Source organism: Pseudomonas emilianonis (assembly GCF_023072625.1).
In the GTDB taxonomy this organism is placed as follows: Bacteria; Pseudomonadota; Gammaproteobacteria; order Pseudomonadales; family Pseudomonadaceae; genus Aquipseudomonas; species Aquipseudomonas paraveronii.
The window spans coordinates 26,986-46,884 of record NZ_JAKNRV010000007.1 but is presented as its reverse complement, the minus strand read 5'-3'; the positions used below and the strand labels follow the sequence as shown (position 1 = coordinate 46,884).

Annotated in this window: 21 protein-coding genes, 4 tRNA genes and 1 riboswitch; of the genes, 15 read left to right on the top strand and 10 right to left on the bottom strand. The window is 58.3% G+C overall.

Translation table 11 applies throughout. The features are described from left to right. The 4 genes from L9Z73_RS01955 to astE form a co-directional block, all read left to right on the top strand. On the top strand, positions 1-556 hold a 556-nt coding region (locus L9Z73_RS01955), incomplete at its 5' end, for an aldehyde dehydrogenase family protein (protein WP_247395955.1). 166 nt (positions 557-722) lie between these two features. Further along, a complete protein-coding gene (gene astB / locus L9Z73_RS01950) occupies positions 723-2,069 on the top strand; it encodes an N-succinylarginine dihydrolase (protein WP_247395953.1) in 1,347 nt (448 codons plus the stop codon). Between the two features lie 23 nt (positions 2,070-2,092). After that, complete coding sequence (locus tag L9Z73_RS01945) at positions 2,093-2,383, top strand: topoisomerase II (RefSeq protein WP_247395951.1); 291 nt, start codon at positions 2,093-2,095, stop codon at positions 2,381-2,383. An 11-nt stretch (positions 2,384-2,394) separates the two neighbouring features. After that, the gene (gene astE, locus L9Z73_RS01940) at positions 2,395-3,399 is read left to right on the top strand and encodes a succinylglutamate desuccinylase (protein WP_247395949.1); all 1,005 of its coding nucleotides are present in this window, start codon (positions 2,395-2,397) and stop codon (positions 3,397-3,399) included. Positions 3,400-3,531: 132 nt separating this feature from the next. Here the strand turns inward: astE and L9Z73_RS01935 are convergent, their stop codons facing one another. Then, a complete protein-coding gene (locus tag L9Z73_RS01935) occupies positions 3,532-4,041 on the bottom strand; it encodes a 6,7-dimethyl-8-ribityllumazine synthase (RefSeq protein ID WP_017849205.1) in 510 nt (169 codons plus the stop codon). Positions 4,042-4,154: 113 nt separating this feature from the next. After that, positions 4,155-4,324: riboswitch (FMN riboswitch) on the bottom strand. Between the two features lie 190 nt (positions 4,325-4,514). Between L9Z73_RS01935 and ltaE the strand changes: the two genes are divergently transcribed. The 8 genes from ltaE (at position 4,515) to mgtE (ending at position 12,252) form a co-directional block, all read left to right on the top strand. Beyond that, the gene (gene ltaE, locus L9Z73_RS01930) at positions 4,515-5,519 is read left to right on the top strand and encodes a low-specificity L-threonine aldolase (protein ID WP_247395946.1); all 1,005 of its coding nucleotides are present in this window, start codon (positions 4,515-4,517) and stop codon (positions 5,517-5,519) included. A 146-nt stretch (positions 5,520-5,665) separates the two neighbouring features. After that, positions 5,666-8,284 (top strand): alanine--tRNA ligase, encoded by a 2,619-nt coding sequence (gene alaS, locus L9Z73_RS01925; protein WP_247395944.1) that lies wholly within the window; start codon positions 5,666-5,668, stop codon positions 8,282-8,284. Positions 8,285-8,381: 97 nt separating this feature from the next. Then, positions 8,382-9,623, top strand: coding sequence for an aspartate kinase (locus L9Z73_RS01920; protein WP_247395942.1), 1,242 nt, complete (start codon positions 8,382-8,384; stop codon positions 9,621-9,623). Positions 9,624-9,795: 172 nt separating this feature from the next. Further along, positions 9,796-9,984, top strand: a complete 189-nt coding sequence (gene csrA, locus L9Z73_RS01915) for a carbon storage regulator CsrA (RefSeq protein WP_003175645.1) — start codon at positions 9,796-9,798, stop codon at positions 9,982-9,984. Between the two features lie 62 nt (positions 9,985-10,046). Next, positions 10,047-10,137, top strand: a tRNA-Ser gene (locus L9Z73_RS01910). Between the two features lie 108 nt (positions 10,138-10,245). Continuing rightward, a tRNA-Arg gene (locus L9Z73_RS01905) sits at positions 10,246-10,322 on the top strand. Between the two features lie 72 nt (positions 10,323-10,394). Then, positions 10,395-10,471, top strand: a tRNA-Arg gene (locus L9Z73_RS01900). A 338-nt stretch (positions 10,472-10,809) separates the two neighbouring features. Continuing rightward, positions 10,810-12,252, top strand: a complete 1,443-nt coding sequence (gene mgtE, locus L9Z73_RS01895) for a magnesium transporter (protein WP_247395941.1) — start codon at positions 10,810-10,812, stop codon at positions 12,250-12,252. A 102-nt stretch (positions 12,253-12,354) separates the two neighbouring features. Here mgtE and L9Z73_RS01890 read toward each other — a convergent pair whose 3' ends face one another. From L9Z73_RS01890 to L9Z73_RS01880, 3 genes are all read right to left on the bottom strand, one after another. Further along, positions 12,355-12,681, bottom strand: coding sequence for an Arc family DNA-binding protein (locus L9Z73_RS01890; RefSeq protein WP_003193592.1), 327 nt, complete (start codon positions 12,679-12,681; stop codon positions 12,355-12,357). A 389-nt stretch (positions 12,682-13,070) separates the two neighbouring features. Next, complete coding sequence (locus L9Z73_RS01885) at positions 13,071-13,250, bottom strand: PA3371 family protein (RefSeq protein ID WP_247395940.1); 180 nt, start codon at positions 13,248-13,250, stop codon at positions 13,071-13,073. An 11-nt stretch (positions 13,251-13,261) separates the two neighbouring features. Next, on the bottom strand, positions 13,262-13,489 hold the full coding sequence (locus L9Z73_RS01880) for a hypothetical protein (protein ID WP_247395939.1): 228 nt from the start codon (positions 13,487-13,489) through the stop codon (positions 13,262-13,264). 324 nt (positions 13,490-13,813) lie between these two features. On the opposite strand from L9Z73_RS01880, the gene L9Z73_RS01875 reads away from it, so the two are divergent. Continuing rightward, a tRNA-Arg gene (locus L9Z73_RS01875) sits at positions 13,814-13,890 on the top strand. Between the two features lie 361 nt (positions 13,891-14,251). Here L9Z73_RS01875 and L9Z73_RS01870 read toward each other — a convergent pair. The 5 genes from L9Z73_RS01870 to L9Z73_RS01850 all read right to left on the bottom strand — a co-directional run bounded on the left by L9Z73_RS01870 (position 14,252) and on the right by L9Z73_RS01850 (position 16,181). Then, the gene (locus L9Z73_RS01870) at positions 14,252-14,617 is read right to left on the bottom strand and encodes a YidH family protein (protein WP_247395938.1); all 366 of its coding nucleotides are present in this window, start codon (positions 14,615-14,617) and stop codon (positions 14,252-14,254) included. Between the two features lie 194 nt (positions 14,618-14,811). Continuing rightward, on the bottom strand, positions 14,812-15,000 hold the full coding sequence (locus L9Z73_RS01865; protein WP_247395937.1) for a YgaP family membrane protein: 189 nt from the start codon (positions 14,998-15,000) through the stop codon (positions 14,812-14,814). Positions 15,001-15,013: 13 nt separating this feature from the next. Beyond that, a complete protein-coding gene (locus tag L9Z73_RS01860) occupies positions 15,014-15,433 on the bottom strand; it encodes a DUF6691 family protein (RefSeq protein WP_247395936.1) in 420 nt (139 codons plus the stop codon). 2 nt (positions 15,434-15,435) lie between these two features. Further along, positions 15,436-15,870, bottom strand: a complete 435-nt coding sequence (locus L9Z73_RS01855; protein WP_247395935.1) for a YeeE/YedE family protein — start codon at positions 15,868-15,870, stop codon at positions 15,436-15,438. Further along, positions 15,867-16,181 carry an ArsR/SmtB family transcription factor gene (locus L9Z73_RS01850; protein ID WP_247395934.1) on the bottom strand — a complete coding sequence of 105 codons (315 nt, stop codon included), beginning with the start codon at positions 16,179-16,181 and terminating at the stop codon, positions 15,867-15,869. Before L9Z73_RS01850 ends, L9Z73_RS01855 begins: the two co-directional genes overlap by 4 nt. Positions 16,182-16,525: 344 nt before the next feature. On the opposite strand from L9Z73_RS01850, the gene L9Z73_RS01845 reads away from it, so the two are divergent. Both L9Z73_RS01845 and L9Z73_RS01840 read left to right on the top strand, forming a co-directional pair. Continuing rightward, a complete protein-coding gene (locus tag L9Z73_RS01845; protein ID WP_247395932.1) occupies positions 16,526-17,656 on the top strand; it encodes a DNA-methyltransferase in 1,131 nt (376 codons plus the stop codon). Continuing rightward, on the top strand, positions 17,653-18,525 hold the full coding sequence (locus tag L9Z73_RS01840; protein WP_017849182.1) for a NotI family restriction endonuclease: 873 nt from the start codon (positions 17,653-17,655) through the stop codon (positions 18,523-18,525). The genes L9Z73_RS01845 and L9Z73_RS01840 overlap by 4 nt, the downstream gene beginning before the upstream one ends. A gap of 63 nt (positions 18,526-18,588) precedes the next feature. Here the strand turns inward: L9Z73_RS01840 and L9Z73_RS01835 are convergent, their stop codons facing one another. Further along, positions 18,589-19,875, bottom strand: coding sequence for a carbohydrate porin (locus tag L9Z73_RS01835; RefSeq protein WP_247395930.1), 1,287 nt, complete (start codon positions 19,873-19,875; stop codon positions 18,589-18,591). Between the last annotated feature and the right edge of the window lie 24 nt (positions 19,876-19,899).

The following is a 19,899-nucleotide window of genomic DNA, read 5'->3' as shown; positions in this document are numbered from 1 at the left end:
GACGATTGCCGTCGGCGCGTTCGACCAGCAACCGGCGCCGTTCATGGGCTCGGTGATTTCCCTGGCAGCGGCGAAAGCCTTGATGGACGCCCAGGAATTGCTGTTGGCCAACGGCGCCGTGGCGCTGCTGGAAATGACCCAACCGCAGGATCAGGCTGCGTTGCTGACGCCGGGCATCATTGACGTCACCGAAGTGAGCGAACGTGCCGACGAAGAGCTGTTCGGCCCGCTGTTGCAGGTGATCCGCTACGCTGATTTCGCAGCGGCGATTGCCGAAGCCAACAACACCCAGTACGGCCTGGCCGCCGGTTTGTTGTCCGATTCCGAAGCGCGTTACCAGCAGTTCTGGCTGGAAAGCCGCGCCGGGATCGTCAACTGGAACAAGCAATTGACCGGCGCCGCCAGTACCGCGCCGTTCGGCGGTGTCGGGGCATCGGGCAACCATCGCGCCAGCGCCTATTACGCGGCGGATTATTGTGCGTACCCGGTGGCGTCGCTGGAGACCCCGAGCCTGGTGCTGCCAGCCACATTGACCCCAGGCGTAACGCTGGCCTAAATGTGGGAGGGGCGGTGCGACGATTCGACTTGCCCCCGATAGCAGTCTGCCAGTTGATGAATCAGGTGACTGATCCACCGCTATCGGGGGCAAGCCCCCTCCCACATGTTGACCCGTGGTGTGTTGAAGATTGCCTATAAAAACAGATGTTCGTGGAGCCTCGCCGATGAAATCCTATGAAGTCAATTTTGACGGTCTAGTGGGGCCGACCCATAACTACGGCGGTTTGTCCTACGGCAACGTCGCGTCCCAGAGCAACAGCCAGCAGGCGTCTAACCCGAAGGAAGCGGCGTTGCAGGGCCTGCAAAAAATGAAAGCGCTGATGGACATGGGCTTTGTGCAAGGCGTGCTCGCACCGCAGGAACGTCCGGACGTGGCCACTTTGCGCAACCTCGGCTTCAGCGGCAGCGATGCCCAGGTCATCCAGCAAGCGGCCAAGCAGGCCATGCCGCTGCTGGTCGCCAGTTGCTCCGCGTCGAGCATGTGGGTAGCCAACGCCGCCACCGTCAGCCCGAGCGCCGACACGGCGGATGGCCGCGTGCATTTCACCGCCGCCAACCTCAACTGCAAATACCACCGCAGCATCGAACACCCGACTACCAGCCGCGTGCTGGGGGCGATGTTTGCCGATGCGAAACACTTCGCCCACCACGCCGCGTTGCCGGCGGTGGCGCAGTTCGGCGACGAAGGTGCGGCCAACCACACACGTTTCTGCCGTGACTATGGCGAGGCGGGCGTCGAGTTTTTCGTGTTCGGCCGCAGCGCGTTCGACACCCGTTACCCGGCGCCGCAGAAGTACCCGGCGCGCCAGACCCTCGAAGCGTCCCAAGCCGTCGCCCGCCTGCACGGCCTGAATGATGACGGCGTGGTCTTCGCCCAGCAGAACCCGGCGGTGATCGATGCCGGCGTGTTCCATAACGACGTGATCGCGGTGGGCAATGGCGAAGTGCTGTTCTATCACGAGGACGCGTTCCTCAACACCGAGCAGATGCTTGGCGAGCTGCAGGCCAAGTTGGGCAAGTTGGGCGGTAACTTCCAGTCGGTGTGTGTGCCGCGTGCCCAGGTCAGCGTCGAAGACGCCGTGCGTTCCTACCTGTTCAACAGCCAATTGCTGACCCGCGCCGACGGCTCGATGCTGCTGATCGTGCCGGAAGAGTGCCGCGCCAACACGCGCGTCTGGCAGTATCTGCAGGGCCTCACCGCTGCCGGTGGTTTGATCCGCGAAGTCAAGGTCTTCGACCTCAAGCAAAGCATGCAGAACGGCGGTGGCCCGGCGTGCCTGCGTTTGCGCGTGGCGTTGAACGAAACCGAGCTGGCGGCGGTGAACCCTGGGGTTATCATGACCGCGCCGTTGTATGAGACGCTGACCCAGTGGGTCGACAAGCACTACCGCGACAGCCTGCGCGAAAGCGATCTGGCTGACCCGCAATTGCTGGTTGAGTGCCGGACGGCATTGGATGAACTGACGCAAATCCTTAAACTGGGCGCGGTATATCCTTTTCAGATCAATTAATGCCACACGGCTGAGAGCTATTTATGAGCACCGATACCCTGCAACTGATCCTTGAAGACACCGACGGCACCCAACTGGAAACCTCCTGCACCCGCGTTGCCGTGATCTGGCAGGGCAAGGAAGTCTGGATTCAGCACGACGGCCGTGGCCAACTGCTGATCGGTGTGGATGTGGAAGAAGGCGACGCCGAGTACGCCAACCTGCTGATGCGCCCACTGGCCACCAACCTGATGAGCCTGCAACTCGAAATGGAACCGGCCGAGGTTGAGGGTGACGACGACGATCACGTCCACGGCCCAGGCTGCAACCACTAAGGAAGCTGCTTATGCTCGCCCTCGGCAAACTCCTTGAACTGACGCTCGCCGGTCGTGAACCGGCGCAAAAAATTCAACTGACTGTCGACGGCGTGCAGATGCGCTGGCTCAGCGAAGGCGCGCTCGAAGTGCGCCCGCCGCAAGCGCGGGACAACGGCAGCGACGTGCTGCTGTCGTCCGGCATCCATGGCAACGAAACCGCGCCGATCGAACTGCTCGACCGCCTGTTGCATGGCATCGCCCGTGGGGAGATCAAGCCCCGCACCCGTATTCTGTTCCTGTTCGGCAACCCCGAGGCCATGCGTCGCGGCGAGCGTTTCCTCGAACTGGACGTCAACCGGCTGTTCAACGGTCGTCACGAAAAAAACATCGGCCCTGAAGCCATGCGCGCCGCCGAGCTGGAACAATTGGCTCGCAGCTTCTTCAGCCTGCCTGGCCGTGCGCGCCTGCATTACGACCTGCACACCGCCATTCGCGGCTCGAAGGTCGAGCAGTTTGCGCTCTACCCGTGGAAGGACGGGCGCCAGCATTCACGCCACGAACTGGCCCGCCTGAACGCTGCCGGCATGGAAGCGGTGTTGCTGCAGAACAAGAGTTCGATCACTTTCACCGCGTTTACCTACGAGCAGTTGGAGGCCGAGGCCTTCACCCTGGAACTGGGCAAGGCGCGGCCGTTCGGGCAGAACCAGGGCGTGAATGTTTCCCGCCTGGAGCTGCGCCTCAAGCAGATCATCGAAGGCACCGAGCCTGAGACTGACAGCCTGGAGGGGTTGAAACTGTTCGCCGTGTCGCGGGAAGTCATCAAGCACAGCGATGCTTTCCTGCTGCACTTGCCGGCGGATGTAGAAAACTTTTCGGAATTGGAAAAGGGTTATCTGCTGGCCGAAGACGTCGCCAAGACCCGTTGGGTGATCGAGGAGGAGGGTGCGCGCATCATCTTCCCCAACCCGAAGGTTAAGAATGGCTTGCGGGCAGGGATATTGATCGTGCCGATCACCGACGCCGGGCTGGCGTAGATCTCAGCCTTAACCGGATTCAAATGTGGGAGGGGGCTTGCCCCCGATAGCGGTCTGTCAGTTAAAAAATTTCTGACTGTTACACTGCAATCGGGGGCAAGCCCCCTCCCACATTTTGTTTTGCAGTGTTGCTTAAACCGCTACAGCACGCGGCTCGCTGCGGCGGATCGCACGTACCTTGTGCAGGGTGTCGGCGCAGGTGCGTGCCGCTTCCTGGCCTTTGTGTACGAAGTGATCATGGAAAAACGCGTGGTGCTCGCTGCCCGCGTGGAAGTGGTGCGGGGTCAGGGACACCGAGAACACCGGCACTTCGGTTTCCAGCTGAACCTGCATCAGGCCGCTGACCACCGATTGGGCCACGAACTCGTGACGGTAGATGCCGCCGTCCACCACCAGGGCCGCGGCAACGATGCCGGCGTAACGGCCGGTCTTGGCCAGCAGCTTGGCGTGCAGGGGCATTTCAAAGGCGCCACCGACTTCGAAGAAATCGATGTCCGATTCCTGGTAACCCAGGGCGATCATTTCGCTGAGGAAGCCTTTGCGCGATTGGTCGACAATATCCTTGTGCCAGCAGGCCTGGATAAACGCGACGCGCTCGCCGTGGTGGTTTTTGCTTTTGCTGTCGATTGCGGTGGGTTGCATGTTCTGACTCCTGTTTAAGAAAAAAACAGGGCGTTATGAATCGAATGGGATTTAAGGGTACGACCCGCTGGGTCATGCAAGCATGAACTCCGCGCGCGGCCCTTTGGCGCCAATCCCGTTCTCTCTTCATCCGGACTATGACCGTCGGCCCCGGGATCACACCGGGTCTGCTGACCTTGTCGCCGTCCTGCCGGAGCAGTTCGAGGCGCCAAGCGCTCGCGGGCTATGCACATTGCGCGCAATTACCGCCGGTGGGGAATTGCACCCCGCCCTGAGAACGTTGCCGCCAGAACCCTGGCGGCGGAGAGTTTTTAACATGGTTTTTCAGAAACTGCACGATTGCCGTATCGATAGCCTATATCGGTTTGTTCGATCGATATTCGATTGACGCTGCATGGGACTTGATATTCCGTCGCTTTACCCGCAGTAATCGTCAGTACGAAAAAACGCCCAACCCGTCAGAGGCCAGTTTGATGACCGTGATAGACCTGCGCAGCGACACCGTGACCCAACCCACCCCCGGCATGCTCGATGCGATGGCCTGCGCCGTCAGCGGCGATGACGTGTATGGCGAAGACCCCAGCGTCAACCGCCTGGAGGCCGAACTGGCCAAGCGCCTGGGGTTCGCTGCGGCGTTGTTCGTGCCCACCGGCACCATGAGCAACCTGCTGGCGTTGATGGCCCACTGTGAGCGTGGCGAGGAATACATCGTCGGTCAGCAGGCCCACACTTATAAGTACGAAGGCGGCGGCGCGGCCGTGCTGGGTTCGATCCAGCCGCAACCGTTGGAGGTGCAGGCGGACGGTTGCCTCGATTTGGATCAAGTGCTCGAAGCGATCAAACCCGATGATTTCCACTTCGCCCGCACCCGCCTGCTGGCGTTGGAGAACACCATGCAGGGCAAGGTGTTGCCGCTGGAATACCTGGCCAAGGCGCGTGCGTTTACCCGTGAGCATGGGCTGGCCCTGCATCTTGACGGCGCACGGCTCTACAACGCGGCGGTCAAGCTCGACGTGGACGCGCGGGAGATTACCCGGCATTTCGATTCGGTGTCGGTGTGCCTGTCCAAGGGCCTGGGCGCGCCGATTGGTTCGGTGTTGTGCGGTTCCACGGCGTTGATCGCCAAGGCGCGGCGCCTGCGCAAGATGGTCGGCGGCGGTATGCGCCAGGCCGGTTCCCTGGCGGCGGCCGGGCTGTATGCCCTGGACCATCAAGTGCAGCGCCTGGCCGACGACCACGCCAACGCCCAATGGCTGGGGGATGAACTGCGCAAGGCCGGTTATACGGTGGAGCCGGTGCAGACCAACATGGTCTATGTACAGCTTGGCGACCAGGCGCAGGCCTTGAAGGTATTTGCCGCCGAGCGCGGCATCAAGTTGAGCGCTGCGCCGCGTCTGCGCATGGTCACGCACCTGGACGTGAGCCGGGCGCAGATCGAGCACGTGGTGCAGGCATTCGTCGAGTTTTCTCGGAAATGACAGTGCAGACTGTCTAATTGACTGTTTCTATCACATAAACACGCTGTACCACCGGCAAAGGGCCGATATAATGCGGCCCTTTGCCGTCGCTCCGTCTGATGATGTTGCGCACTGGCCTTTGGCCTCAGACTCCGTGGAAGAACCTAATGAAAAGCGCAGAAATCCGTGAAGCCTTCCTTCGCTTCTTCGAAGAGCAAGGTCACACCCGTGTCGCCTCCAGCTCCTTGATCCCAGGCAATGACCCTACCCTGCTGTTCACTAACGCGGGGATGAACCAGTTCAAGGACTGCTTCCTGGGCCAGGAAAAGCGCGCCTACACCCGCGCGGTCAGCAGCCAGAAATGCGTGCGCGCCGGTGGCAAGCACAACGACCTGGAAAACGTCGGCTACACCGCCCGTCACCACACGTTTTTCGAAATGCTCGGCAACTTCAGCTTTGGCGACTATTTCAAGCAAGATGCGATCACCTTCGCCTGGACCTTCCTCACTGGCGTGCTGAAACTGCCGAAGGAAAAGCTCTGGGTCACCGTCTACGCCAGCGATGACGAGGCCTACGACATCTGGACCCAGCAAGTCGGTGTGCCGCCTGAGCGCATGGTGCGTATCGGCGACAACAAGGGCGCGCCTTACGCCTCCGACAACTTCTGGACCATGGGCGATACCGGCCCGTGCGGCCCTTGTACCGAGATTTTCTACGATCACGGCGCCGATATCTGGGGCGGCCCACCGGGTTCGCCAGAAGAAGACGGCGACCGTTACATCGAGATCTGGAACAACGTGTTCATGCAGTTCAACCGCACCGCCGATGGCGTGCTGCATCCGCTGCCGGCGCCGTCGGTGGACACCGGCATGGGCTTGGAGCGGATCAGTGCGGTGATGCAGCACGTTCACTCCAACTACGAAATCGACCTGTTCCAGAGCCTGCTGGCCGCTGCCGCCAAGGCCATCGGTTGCGCCAATGAAGAGCAGGCATCGCTCAAAGTGGTGGCTGACCACATCCGTTCCTGCGGTTTCCTGATTGCCGACGGCGTGCTGCCGTCGAATGAAGGCCGTGGCTACGTGCTGCGCCGTATCATCCGTCGCGCCTGCCGCCACGGTAACAAGCTGGGCGCCAACGGCAGCTTCTTCTACCAGATCGTCGCGGCGTTGGTCGCCGAAATGGGCGAGGCCTTCCCGGAACTCACCCAGAACCAGGCGCACATCGAGCGCGTGCTCAAGGCTGAAGAAGAGCAGTTCGCCAAGACCCTGGAACAGGGTCTGAAGATCCTCGAGCAAGACCTCGCCGGCCTGCAGGGCAGCGTGGTGCCGGGCGACGTGGTGTTCAAACTCTACGATACCTACGGTTTCCCGATGGACCTGACCGGCGACATCGCCCGTGAGCGCAACCTGACCCTCGACGAGGAAGGTTTCGAGCGCGAGATGGAAGCCCAGCGTGTACGCGCACGTTCCGCCAGCTCCTTCGGCATGGACTACAACAGCCTGGTCAAGGTTGACGTGGCCACCGAGTTCACCGGCTACAAGGCCACCCACGGTTCGGCCAAAGTGATCGCCCTGTATAAAGACGGCCAGTCGGTCGACGTCCTGAGTGAAGGCGATGACGGCGTGGTGGTTCTGGACCAGACGCCGTTCTACGCCGAATCCGGTGGGCAGATTGGCGACTGCGGTTTCCTCAAGGCTACTTCCGGTCGTTTTGATGTACGCGATACCACCAAGACCGGCGGTGCGTTCCTGCACCACGGCGTGCTGGCGTCGGGCAGCCTGACCGTCGGTTCGCCGGTGGAAACCCAAGTGGACGCCGACGTGCGCCACGCCACTGCGCTGAACCACTCGGCCACCCACTTGCTGCACGCTGCACTGCGCCAGGTGTTGGGCGAGCACGTCCAGCAGAAGGGTTCGTTGGTCGACAGCCAGCGCCTGCGTTTCGACTTCAGCCACTTCGAAGCGATCAAGCCTGCGCAGATCAAGGCCTTGGAAGATATCGTCAACGCCCAAGTGCGTAAGAACACCCCGGTGGAAACCGAGGAAACCGACATCGAGACCGCCAAGGCCAAAGGCGCCATGGCGCTGTTCGGCGAGAAGTACGGCGACAACGTGCGCGTCCTGAGCATGGGCGGCAACTTCTCGGTGGAACTGTGCGGCGGTATCCACGCCAACCGTACCGGCGACATCGGCCTGCTGAAAATCATCAGCGAAGGCGGTGTGGCGTCCGGTGTGCGTCGTATTGAGGCGGTGACCGGCGCTGCGGCCCTGGCCTACCTCAATGCGGGCGAAGAACAACTCAAGGAAGCGGCCAGCCTGGTCAAGGGCAGCCGTGACAATCTGATCGACAAACTGTCCGCCGTGCTGGAGCGCAACCGTGCGCTGGAGAAACAGCTGGAACAGTTGCAAGCCAAGGCGGCCAGCGCGGCAGGCGACGACCTGTCGGCTTCTGCGCAGGACGTCAAGGGCGTGAAAGTCCTTGCGGTACGTCTGGACGGCCAGGACGGCAAGGCGTTGTTGGCCTTGGTCGAACAGTTGAAGAACAAGCTCGGCCGCGCAGTGATCCTGCTCGGCAGTGTCCATGAGGATAAGGTCGTTCTGGTTGCCGGTGTAACCAAAGACCTGACTGGCCAACTCAAGGCCGGTGATTTGATGAAGCAAGCCGCTGCGGCAGTGGGCGGGAAGGGCGGTGGTCGTCCGGACATGGCACAAGGCGGTGGTGTAGACGCCGGTGCCCTGGACGCGGCCCTGGCCCTGACCGTGCCGTTTGTCGAGGCAGGCATTTAAGGCGCTGTGAATGAGCCCGTGGTCTAGTCGCGGGCTCGCTCGGTTGCTGGAAGATTGGTTTATTGGGCGCCCCTTTACGGGCTGAGGCGGCTTAGAAATGGCTTTGATCGTACAGAAATTTGGAGGCACCTCGGTCGGCTCTGTCGAAAGAATCGAGCAGGTCGCCGACAAGGTTAAGAAGTTCCGCGACGCCGGCGATGATCTGGTGGTGGTGCTGTCGGCCATGAGCGGCGAGACCAATCGCCTGATCGAACTGGCCAAGGCCATCAGCGGCGATCAACAACCGCTGGCGCGTGAGCTGGATGTGATCGTGTCCACCGGCGAGCAGGTGACCATTGGCCTGCTGGCCATGGCGCTGAACAAGCGCGGTGTGCCGGCGGTGTCCTACACTGGCAGTCAGGTGCGTATCCTCACCGACAGCGCGCACACCAAGGCGCGTATCCTGCAGATCGATGATCAGAAGATTCGCGCTGATCTGAAGGCCGGTCGTGTGGTAGTTGTCGCCGGTTTCCAGGGCGTTGACGAGCGCGGCAATATCACCACCCTCGGGCGTGGCGGTTCGGATACCACCGGTGTGGCCCTGGCGGCCGCGCTCAAGGCTGACGAATGCCAGATCTATACCGATGTGGACGGCGTCTACACCACTGATCCGCGCGTGGTGTCCGTGGCCCAGCGCCTGGACAAGATCACCTTCGAAGAGATGCTGGAAATGGCCAGCCTCGGTTCCAAGGTGTTGCAGATCCGCGCGGTGGAATTCGCCGGCAAGTACAACGTTCCGCTGCGCGTATTGCACAGCTTCAAGGAGGGTCCGGGCACCCTCATTACTATTGATGAAGAGGAATCCATGGAACAGCCGATCATTTCCGGCATCGCTTTCAACCGCGATGAAGCCAAGCTGACGATCCGTGGCGTGCCAGACACCCCGGGCGTTGCGTTCAAGATCCTCGGCCCGATCAGCGGCGCGAACATTGAAGTCGACATGATCGTGCAGAACGTTTCGCACGATAACACCACCGATTTCACCTTCACCGTTCATCGCAATGAGTACGAAGCGGCCGAGCGTATCCTGCAGAACACCGCGAGCGGGATTGGCGCCCGTGAAGTGGTCGGCGATACCAAGATTGCCAAGGTGTCGATCGTGGGCGTGGGCATGCGTTCCCATGCTGGCGTTGCCAGCCGCATGTTCGAGGCCCTGGCCAAGGAAAGCATCAACATCCAGATGATCTCCACGTCGGAAATCAAAGTCTCGGTAGTGATCGAAGAGAAGTACCTGGAACTGGCTGTACGCGCGCTGCATACCGCTTTTGAGCTGGACGCTCCGGCCCGACAGGGCGAGTGACGCAATGCCAGGAAGGCGCGGTTTACCGCGCCTTTCATTTTTTTGTAGGGCGCGTGTGTTTTGCACGGGCTCGACAATACTTAGCCGGTAGGGCTATGGCCGTTGAGCCGTAGGTCGAAGGCCTTTTTTTGCAGACTGTTGTTCCTGAACTGAAGTGCGTGAGGTGAAAGGTATGTTGATTCTGACCCGTCGTTGCGCAGAAAGCCTGATTATTGGTGATGGCGAAATCACCGTGACCGTGCTCGGCGTCAAAGGCAATCAAGTGCGTATTGGGGTTAACGCTCCGAAAGAGGTAGCGGTCCATCGCGAGGAAATCTATCTGCGGATCAAGAAAGAGAAGGACGAAGAACCAAGCCTTTAATTTTTATCGTTTTTTATGTTTGCAAACGGGGAAGAACGTGGTTAATATACGCCCCGTGTTGCGGAGAGCTGGCCGAGTGGCCGAAGGCGCTCCCCTGCTAAGGGAGTACACCTCAAAAGGGTGTCGGGGGTTCGAATCCCCCGTTCTCCGCCATTATTTGCTTAGTACGTTGCAATCTGGATTTATCGGTAAGTTGTTGAAATTACTCGAAAAAATCGCTTTACATAGAGATTGAACGGCCTATAATGCGCGGCAACAAATGCACTCGTAGCTCAGCTGGATAGAGTACTCGGCTACGAACCGAGCGGTCACAGGTTCGAATCCTGTCGAGTGCACCATTTAAGAGTCAGTTGCAGTAATGCAGGTGATTTTGTTACAACCAGTTGTGATCTGGTCTAAAAACACAATCTGCACTCGTAGCTCAGCTGGATAGAGTACTCGGCTACGAACCGAGCGGTCACAGGTTCGAATCCTGTCGAGTGCACCATACAAACAAAAAGCCCGCCGAGTGCGGGCTTTTTGCCGTCTGGGGGTTTTGTAGGATTTAGCCTTTTTCTCCCGCCTCATGTGTTTTCCTTTCGCGCGGCGGCGTCGCAGTTCATAGATGCGGCCAGTCCTCAGCTTTGGCTCGCAAGCGCTTGTTCTTACCAGTTTTTTGACGTTAAAAGCGGCGGGCGGTGTATCATTGCGCCCGTCAGCCCCGCCGGGGCTTGTGGAATACCTCCATGGACTTACCCAGTAGTTACTCAGTACCCCGTTTTACCAATCATGAATTGACTGATTGATCCTTCCGGCGTGCCCCGCTGCTGGGAGTGGAGTTCGCCTATGACCGAAGTAGAAGTAAAGAAAACACAAGAAAGCCTGCAGGATCGTCTGGCTCAAGTTATCGAGCTGTTGCAGCGCCAGCGCTTGGTCGAAGACCTCACGCACCGCCAGGAAGGTCCGAACCACGACCGCGTCGAAAACCTGGTTCATCGGCAAAACCTCGTCGAGTTGCAACGCAAGCTCGATGACCTGCACTCCGCCGACGTCGCTTATATTCTTGAAGCCTTGCCGCTGGATGATCGACTGACCCTCTGGCAGTTGGTCAAGGCCGACCGCGACGGCGACATCCTGCTCGAAGTATCCGACTCCGTCCGTGAAACCCTGATCGCCGACATGGATGATCACGAGCTCCTGGCTGCGGCCCGGGAGATGGATGCCGACGAACTGGCTGACCTGGCCCCCGAGCTGCCCCGTGATGTTGTCCATGAGCTGATGGAAACCCTCGATGGCCAGCAGCGTGAGCGTGTGCGCTCCGCGCTGTCCTATGACGAGGACCAGGTCGGCGCGCTGATGGACTTCGAGATGGTCACCATCCGCGAAGACGTCAGCCTGGAAGTGGTACTGCGTTACCTGCGTCGCCTGAAAGAGCTGCCAGGGCATACCGACAAATTGTTCGTGGTCGACTACGAAGGTATTCTCAAGGGCGTATTGCCGATCACACGCCTGCTGGTCAACGACCCCGAGAAGAAGGTTGTGGACGTGATGGCCAACGATCCGGTGAGTTTCCACCCGGATGAAGACGCCTACGATGCCGCCCAGGCATTCGAGCGTTACGACTTGATCTCAGCCCCGGTGGTCGACAAGAACGGCAAGCTGATCGGTCGTCTGACCATCGATGAAATGGTCGACCTGATCCGTGAAGAAAGTGAAACCGAAGTCCTCAACATGGCGGGTCTGCGTGAAGAGGAAGATATTTTTGCGTCGGTCTGGCGCTCCCTGCGTAACCGCTGGGCGTGGTTGGCCGTAAACCTGATCACCGCGTTTATCGCTTCGCGGGTGATCGGGCTGTTCGAAGGCTCGATCGAGAAGCTGGTGGCGCTGGCGGCGTTGATGCCAATTGTCGCCGGGATCGGCGGTAACTCCGGCAACCAGACCATTACCATGATCGTGCGCGCCATGGCGCTCGACCAGGTCAATACCGGCAACACCTCGCGCCTGATGCGCAAGGAGTTGGCGGTGGGGCTGATCAATGGCGTGGTGTGGGGCGGCGTGATCGGGATCGTGGCCTACTTGCTGTACGGCAGCTGGTCGCTGGGGGTGGTCATGACCGCCGCCATGACGCTTAACCTGCTGTTGGCGGCCCTGATGGGGGTGCTGATCCCCATGACCCTGGTGCGCCTTGGGCGCGACCCGGCCATGGGTGCCAGTGTGATGATTACCGCCATGACCGACAGTGGCGGCTTCTTCATCTTCCTAGGCCTGGCGACGATCTTCCTGCTCTGACCCCTCGCGGCGGGGGCAGCCTAGCCCCCGCCCAGTATTGCCTTCCCGAATTACGCGCAAAAAAAAGCCAGCACGTGGCTGGCTTCGGCTTTCAGGGGCAGATCAATTGGCTTCTGCGGCCGCCTCAACGTCGTGCGCAATAAGCGAAACGAGGGCATTTTGCTGGCGGTGGGAGAGCTGACGAAAACGCTGCAGCAGTTCGCGTTCGTGCAGTGACAGCTCAGGGCTGTCCAGGCGCATGCTTAACTCTTCACCCAACGCGCCTTCCTGAATGAGGCTCTGCTCAAGGCGCGCGATGATTTCGGAGTTCATGCTGCGGTGATGATTGCGAGCCACCTCGGCAATGCGTTCCCGCATTCCGTCTGGCAGACGTACGACGAACTTGTCAGCCGTGCGGCTGGAATAAATTGCCTGTTTCAATGGGCGCATATATTTAACCGGTTAGTTCAGGGGAGCGGTTATTGGAATTGGCCGCAAGATGAGTGTTAAGACAAGGCTCACGACCAAAGTTCAACCTGAATTGCAAAGAGGCCGCATCATGCCTCAATTTTGCCGGTTCCTTGGCGTCAATTCTGTGACAAATATTGAACTGCCTAAAGGCTTTATGCCAGTACTGATTTGCATTTTTGCGGGCTGGTTGGAAAACTTTTTTGCAGGCGATCGCCACAGTCCATCATCCCGCAAGCCGTTGCTGCTAAAGGGTTGGAGTCGCATATCGTATCGCAATATGGCCTTTTGCCCTTGTTTTTAAGACTAGTGGCAATTTGCCGATTTACTAGCGCGAGGCGACATAAGGTCGGTGCAGGGGCCACGGAGAATCAGCGCAGCACGGGGTCGAATTTGATTCGGCGGCCGACGATCAGCGTCAACAGCAGGAGGCTGCCGAACACGGCGCTGGCGATGAGGGTGGTGGTGTGAGCGTCTTGGGACGAGGTTGACATACCCAGCACGGCAGTCCCGACGGTCAGGCACAAAAACAGCCAGGCGATTTTGGACATGGAAGGCTTCCTCAGAAAACCCAGTGTTCAGTGGCGGGTGCGGCCTGAGTGCTTTGGGTAAGGCGCACAGGTGATTGCGGGTTGGCCGTCATCACCGCCAATTGCGGGCGTTGTTGCAGATGATGCGGCACGGGCTGGCGGATCTGCGCGGTGTCATCGCTGGAGCTCGACTGAAAATGAAACATCACCAGTGCGGCCAGGGCTACGGTATTGAGGGCTAACAGAAGGGTGCTGTTCATCGTCATCTTCTCCGCAGCGGGTTCAGCCGAATGGTTTTGTGGGAGAAGTATTGCAGATGCCGTGCCAATGTTTTATTTCAATAAAATCAATGACTTGAGTTTAATATAAAGGTCGATCGGGTTGCAATTTGCAATGCTGGCATTTTGGTGTAATGCATTTTGCACGATAGTCTCAGGTGCCCGGATTTGCGGGGCGAAACCGTGATCAGTGGCGCAAGCATTGGCTTACACTCAAAAAGCCTACGGACGACATGACAAAAACCACCTTGGCCGTTAACATGCACGCCGTCCGTCGCAGTGCCCTTGGCCTGATGACTGTCATTTGTCCCAGTAGCTCAATTGGATAGAGCATCCCCCTCCTAAGGGGAAGGTTGGCCGTTCGAACCGGCCCTGGGACACCATCTATTTAAAGGCTTTCAGCCTTTTCTGCGGAATGCTTGATTTTGCGGTGACGGCAGGGTGACAGCAAGACGCAGAAAAATTAGCCCCGTTCAGGTTTCCTGATGGGGTTTTTTTGTAACTCATATCAGGGAAAGGTATGGATACGCTAACGCATTTCGCACTGAATATCCTTGCCACAGCGGGGGGCAGCGCTGTTTTACTTGTTGTTCTCGGATGGCTGCTCCGAACATGGATAGTGAATCGCCCTGGATTCTCTAGACACCCTGCAAGCCGCGTCCAAGTGAACTTCAACGTGTGTTGAGCGCTGCGCGGCTTTCGGCCCGCAGGGAAGCCAAGTGAGCTCAGACAGGCCCGCCTTGCTCACATAATGAACAAATAGACCATGAGCAAAACGCCCAGGATTGCAGTAATGACGTTAATGCCAGGGCCGGCATTAATGCTGTAGCCAAGGGGGATCTCAACGGGCCTGAGGGTCTTGATCACCTTTTTGTATTGCCAGGATGACAAGCAGGCAACCGATGAGCCCAGCATCAGAAAAGCCAGCCCGATCCAGAACGAAAAGTGTTTTCCGGGAGAACCCGGAACGTCCGGTTTCAGCATCTGCAGCAGTAGCCCGGATCGTTCAATCACAAAGCCAAATGCCATCAGTGAAAGACTGGTTCGGTTCCATGCCAGCAATGTGCGCTCGGCGGCAAAGAACACGCGCGGATCGTTCAGGTCGGACATTGAAATTTCCTTGTTCAAACAGCTTTTGAAACGACACCACGCAGATTTAAACAAAAACACTCGGTGTGTACGTTTATAGATCCAGCTTTTGGCGTCAACGCGCACATGCCCAACGCAGCGTCCCGTGCTTGGCGCATAGCCACGAAATCGGCTGCGCCAATGGCCTCATGCACGTGAACGCTATGGGTTTTTGCTCAGCAACGGTTACAGGTTTTGATGCCCAGCAACCTGTACACAGGGCAGAAACGGAAAAGACCAGTAGCCAGTGGCACTAGGCCGATCCAGCCCCACCAGCCGATCACGCCCATCAGACTGAGGCCAATGAGAACCAGGCCGGCGACAATGCGCAGGCTACGGTCAATGGTTCCAAGGTTCGCTTTCATGACGATCTCCCGATCAGTGGTTGCGCCGGGTCTCCAGCGCAGTAAACAACAACATGCCGGCCAGCATGGCCAACATGAACACGATTGCTTGCCAGCGTCCTGTCAGCAGAATTGCCACCGCAGGGCCAGGACAGATGCCTGCTATCCCCCAGCCGATACCGAACAGCAGGCTGCCGCCGATCAAGCGCGGGTCCAATTCACGCTTGGTCGGCAGTTGCATTGACCTTCCCAGCAGCGAGCGGGATTGTTGGCGCGCCCAGGTCAGCGGGCCAATGGCTATGCCAATGGCCCCGACCATGACCAGCGCGAGGGAAGGGTCCCAAGCACCGGCTAAATCCAGGAACGCCAGGACTTTGCTCGGGTTGGCCATCCCTGCCAGCAGTAGCCCCAAGCCGAACAGCAGGCCAGCAATGAATGCCGTCAGTTTGTTCATGTTCAACCTCCCAGCAGATGACGTAGGACAAACACAGTAGTGAAACCGCTGAACATGAAGCAGGCAGTGGCGACCATCGATCGCGGCGAAAGGCGCGATATGCCGCACACGCCATGGCCACTGGTGCAACCTGAACCGTAGCGTGTGCCAATACCCACCAATACACCGGCGACGATCAGTCCGAACCCGCCACTTTGGAATTCAATCTGCGGCAGCGCGGCGAACAAGCCCCATAGAAGCGGCGCGATGAGCAGGCCCAGGAGAAAAAGCGCCTTCTCACCCGCCCCCTCGCTCCCCCGCTGTAAAAGACTGCCGATCAGACCGCTGATGCCGGCGATACGCCCGTTGGCGACGACGAAAAGACTGGCCGCCAAGCCAATCAATGCGCCGCCTGCAAGGGATGACCAGGGAGTGAAGTTGAGCCAGTCGATATTCATGAGGCTTCTCCAGCGCAAAATTGTTGATACAAGGTTTGGATGACTGCCAATGCCGCAGGACTGCTAATGCGATAGAACACCTGCTTTCCGTCTCGGCGGGTATCCACCAGTCCTTCGCGGCGCAGCACAGCCAGCTGTTGAGACAGCGTCGGTTGTTGTATCCCGAGCAGCGACTCCAGATCGCCGACATTGCGCTCGCCTTGGGATAGCTGGCAGAGCAGGATCAAGCGATCCGGATTGGCCAGAGCCTTAAGGAACTTGCTGGCGGCATCGGCGTTGGCGTGAAGCCGCTGGAGATCTGATTCGGGCATACGATTGATCACTAACTGGTCAGTTTGTTAAATCATAGTATATAAAAATAATAAGTGTATGTCAGCACCGATCTGCGTTCGTCGCTGGCAGGAAAGGTCGGGGCTAAAGGCGAAGCGAAAGTGAGTGGTGCAGCTTTGGTGATCCGATGAGGTCGCTCTGCGCCATCGCAAGGCGACCGAATTGACCGAGCCCTGGGAGTCGACACCCCGTGGCTCAACGCCTGTCCCTTCAGTACGGTTTGGCTTGCCCGGCTTTCCTCAGGCTCTGTACCATCCGGGTCTGATCAGGACAGCGTTAGAAGGCCATCCTGTAGCCATTACCGCCGTTCCCGTTTGGACACCTCATGACCTACACAGAACTTAACGACCCCGCACTATTTTCTGCGCAGGAGAAAGACGCGTTTGAACCTTCGACCATCGTCCAGAATGATTTTTCTTCTGCCCTTCTGAAGTACGGCCAGTCATCTTCTACACGCCCCCTCCTTCTGAACGGGGATTGCCTCGACGTATTGAAGTCGCTGCCGGACGAGTCGGTTGATTTTGCAATGACGTCGCCGCCGTACTGGGGGAAGCGGGAATATCAAAACGGCGGGATAGGCCTGGAAAAAGACTATCGGGATTTCGTAGCAGATCTTTGCGCTGTGTTTCTGGAGCTCAAGCGCGTGCTGAAGTCGACGGGGTCGTTCTGGCTCAATCTCGGTGATTCTTATAGCGGTAAGGGGCTGCTCGGGATTCCTTGGCGAGTGGTTTTCGAACTTACCGACAATCAAGGCTGGATACTTCGAAACAGCATCATATGGAACAAACTGAAAGGTGGCATGGACAACACCAAAGACCGGCTTGGCAATGTTCATGAGAACTTGTTTCACTTTGTGAAGCAGTCAAAAAACTATTATTACAATGCTGATGCCGTCCGGTCCAAGCCCAGAGAATCCAAAGTGGTGAATGGCTCGATAGTTTCCGCCACGGGCGTTTCGGGCGTGCGTTACAAGCGCCAGATCGAGTTGTCGACCTCGTTGAGCGACGCAGAAAAATTATCCGCACATGCCGCCCTGGCCAGCATCCTCGCAGATTTGTCTTGCGGTAAAGTGTCAGACTTCCGGATGATCATTCGTGGCCAGCAAAGAGCGACGCACTCCGACAGTGAAAAAGTATCGGGACGAGCGAAGGAACTCAGGGATAAAGGTTATTACTTTCTTAAATACCACCCGAAGGGGAGTAAACCATCTGACGTCTGGGACATTCTCCCGGAAGATTCGCAGGGCCGGGAAACCCACTTTGCCCCCTATCCGGTCGACCTGTGCCGTATACCTTTATTGGCGACCTGCCCACCAGGCGGTATTGCAATCGACCCTTTCTGCGGTACGGGAACAACGATGGTCGCGGCGCAACGCTTAGGCTTGAAGTCGATCGGGATAGATATCTCCGAGCAGTATCTTGAGATGACCAAAGACAGGTGCAATACGCTGTTATGAGCAAAATAATAGAGTTGTTCGGGAAGGGTACGCATAATCGCTCCGTCGACTGGCAAGGCGTGATTGGCGCTCAACGCTGCGCCTATACCAACAAGCGTTGCTACAAAGTCAGGAAGTCCAACCCCGACATTTCTATCGGTACGTGCAGCGTGCTGTACGGAAAAGTGCCGGAACCGGTAATCATCTGTCCTGTCCGGCTAATCGAGCGCCGGCAGATTTTTACCGACTGTTTTCATCTATTGACGACCCATGAACCGGGGAACGAGCTTCACATCATCCCCGAAGTGTCGATCCCGGGGGGAAGTGTCGATTACTTCTTGGTGTCGGTAAAAGATGGAAAGGTGAAGGACTTCGTTGGCATCGAGCTGCAGACCCTCGATACGACCGGAACGGTCTGGCCAGAACGCCAGAGAATGCTGGAAACGCTAGGGATTTCCAGGTCGGACAGTGCTGAAGAGTCCAATAAAACCTTCGGCATGAACTGGAAAATGACCGCAAAAACCATCTTGGTTCAAATGCACCACAAAGTGCAGACATTTGAACACCTCAACAAGAAGCTGGTGTTGGTGGTCCAGGACAAGCTGCTGAGCTACATGACCAAGGAATTTAAATTCGACCATCTTGAAACACCGGCATTGATTGGCGACTCAATGCATCTTCATGCCTATAAAATGGATAATGCAGGTGCCGGCGACTATAAGATCTCGATGTCATCCCGACTCAGTACGGATGCGGACGGAATCGGTATGTGCCTGGGGCTCCAGGCAGAGGCCCGGGTAGAGCTTGAGCAAATATTGATTGGGCTGCAGACCAAGCTATCCGACCGCACGTTGTTCCAGGCAGTGGGGACGCCCGACAGTTTGGTGTGATACCGCCTGCGTGTGCGATTGCAAGAGGGCACCGAGTGGATGCCCCCTGTGCAGACGACGCTTTTAAAACGTCGCTTTAACCTGTAACCCCGCGGCCAACGCATTGTCGCGTTTTTTGCCGGAAAACGCGCCGGGCTCGATGTAGTACTGCAGGTCGGGGCGCAGCAGCAGCCACGGTGTGACCTGTGCGCCGTAGTTGAGCTCAAGCATTTGCTCGCCGTTGTCGAGGTTGGCGATCATCTCGGCGTCTTCGAGGTTGGTCGCCTTGGCTTCTTGCACATCCCGTGTGCGCGAGTTGAGCACGGCGCGCCCATAGCCAAAAGAGATGGAGTCGTTCGGGCGGCTCGCAAAAGGCTTTTGTTTGACCAGGCCCACCGAGTACCAGCGGCGCATCGGCGAGGTCGCTGCGTTGCTGCTGGCTGCCTGGCCGAAGAGGCGCAGCACGCTTTGCGGGTCTTGCTCATTGCGCCAGATGGCTTGGTCCATCAACACATAGGCGCCGGTACGGTTGCTGCTCTTTTGCGTACTGCCAATCTCGGGGGCGTTGGAGGTGTCGTAGTACCAACCGACTTTGTATTGGCCGTTCAGGAAGGCGTCGTTATTGAAGATCGCCTCCAGCGGCAAAATCGCCCCCGTGGTGCCGTTGCTGGGCATGGAGAACGCTTTGGAAGAGCGCGTGTTGTATTCCGGGTTGACCTGGAACACGGCGGTTTGCAGCGTCAGCGACGGGTTGACGTCGTAACGCAACTCGCCACCCCAATGCGCTGTCGGGTAGTTGCCCCAGCCACTGCCGCTCGACATGGTCAGCGGATGCGCACAAAAGCCGGCGCTCACAAAGTTGGTCAAGATGGGCATGCCACCAAAATCGGTGCCCATCACCATGAAACCGACTTTGGTGGACAGGGCCGGCGAAAACAGGTTGCGTTGATAGCTGAACTCGGTCAGCCGGGTGTATTCGCCGCCGTAGTTTTCTTGGGACGACAGGCGGTTTCCAAGCAAATCTTCCGTGGCGCTGTGGCCGCGACGGTCGTTGACCAGCAGTTGCACGCGTCCCGCATCGGGGCTGTCGAGCAACTTACTCAGATCAAACTGGGCACCGATGCGTATTTGTTGCGAATAGCGGGTGCCGCGCTTGATTCCGCCATGCAGGTTGGAAATCGTTTCGGAACTGTAGTCGCCGGTCAGTTTGATGCCCTCGTCGGCCAACTTTTGGCGTTCGCCGTCCCAGTCGCCAGTGAGTGTGGAGCGGTTCATCAGATCGTCGGCCAATGCCGGGGACGGGGCGAAGAGGCATAGCGACAAACCGCTGCACAGGCTGCTGGTCAGCATGGCGCGGAAAGAAAAAAGCATTTTGGATGTGCTCCGTTACAGAGA

Excerpts from the sequence above, each read along its gene's own strand:
- astB (WP_247395953.1), top strand. The coding sequence starts at position 723 with ATGAAATCCTATGAAGTCAATTTTGACGGTCTAGTGGGGCCGACCCAT.
- L9Z73_RS01945 (WP_247395951.1), top strand. The coding sequence starts at position 2,093 with ATGAGCACCGATACCCTGCAACTGATCCTTGAAGACACCGACGGCACC.
- astE (WP_247395949.1), top strand. The coding sequence starts at position 2,395 with ATGCTCGCCCTCGGCAAACTCCTTGAACTGACGCTCGCCGGTCGTGAA.
- L9Z73_RS01935 (WP_017849205.1), bottom strand. The coding sequence starts at position 4,041 with ATGCAACCCACCGCAATCGACAGCAAAAGCAAAAACCACCACGGCGAG.
- ltaE (WP_247395946.1), top strand. The coding sequence starts at position 4,515 with ATGACCGTGATAGACCTGCGCAGCGACACCGTGACCCAACCCACCCCC.
- alaS (WP_247395944.1), top strand. The coding sequence starts at position 5,666 with ATGAAAAGCGCAGAAATCCGTGAAGCCTTCCTTCGCTTCTTCGAAGAG.
- L9Z73_RS01920 (WP_247395942.1), top strand. The coding sequence starts at position 8,382 with ATGGCTTTGATCGTACAGAAATTTGGAGGCACCTCGGTCGGCTCTGTC.
- csrA (WP_003175645.1), top strand. The coding sequence starts at position 9,796 with ATGTTGATTCTGACCCGTCGTTGCGCAGAAAGCCTGATTATTGGTGAT.
- mgtE (WP_247395941.1), top strand. The coding sequence starts at position 10,810 with ATGACCGAAGTAGAAGTAAAGAAAACACAAGAAAGCCTGCAGGATCGT.
- L9Z73_RS01890 (WP_003193592.1), bottom strand. The coding sequence starts at position 12,681 with ATGCGCCCATTGAAACAGGCAATTTATTCCAGCCGCACGGCTGACAAG.
- L9Z73_RS01885 (WP_247395940.1), bottom strand. The coding sequence starts at position 13,250 with ATGTCCAAAATCGCCTGGCTGTTTTTGTGCCTGACCGTCGGGACTGCC.
- L9Z73_RS01880 (WP_247395939.1), bottom strand. The coding sequence starts at position 13,489 with ATGAACAGCACCCTTCTGTTAGCCCTCAATACCGTAGCCCTGGCCGCA.
- L9Z73_RS01870 (WP_247395938.1), bottom strand. The coding sequence starts at position 14,617 with ATGTCCGACCTGAACGATCCGCGCGTGTTCTTTGCCGCCGAGCGCACA.
- L9Z73_RS01865 (WP_247395937.1), bottom strand. The coding sequence starts at position 15,000 with ATGAAAGCGAACCTTGGAACCATTGACCGTAGCCTGCGCATTGTCGCC.
- L9Z73_RS01860 (WP_247395936.1), bottom strand. The coding sequence starts at position 15,433 with ATGAACAAACTGACGGCATTCATTGCTGGCCTGCTGTTCGGCTTGGGG.
- L9Z73_RS01855 (WP_247395935.1), bottom strand. The coding sequence starts at position 15,870 with ATGAATATCGACTGGCTCAACTTCACTCCCTGGTCATCCCTTGCAGGC.
- L9Z73_RS01850 (WP_247395934.1), bottom strand. The coding sequence starts at position 16,181 with ATGCCCGAATCAGATCTCCAGCGGCTTCACGCCAACGCCGATGCCGCC.
- L9Z73_RS01845 (WP_247395932.1), top strand. The coding sequence starts at position 16,526 with ATGACCTACACAGAACTTAACGACCCCGCACTATTTTCTGCGCAGGAG.
- L9Z73_RS01840 (WP_017849182.1), top strand. The coding sequence starts at position 17,653 with ATGAGCAAAATAATAGAGTTGTTCGGGAAGGGTACGCATAATCGCTCC.
- L9Z73_RS01835 (WP_247395930.1), bottom strand. The coding sequence starts at position 19,875 with ATGCTTTTTTCTTTCCGCGCCATGCTGACCAGCAGCCTGTGCAGCGGT.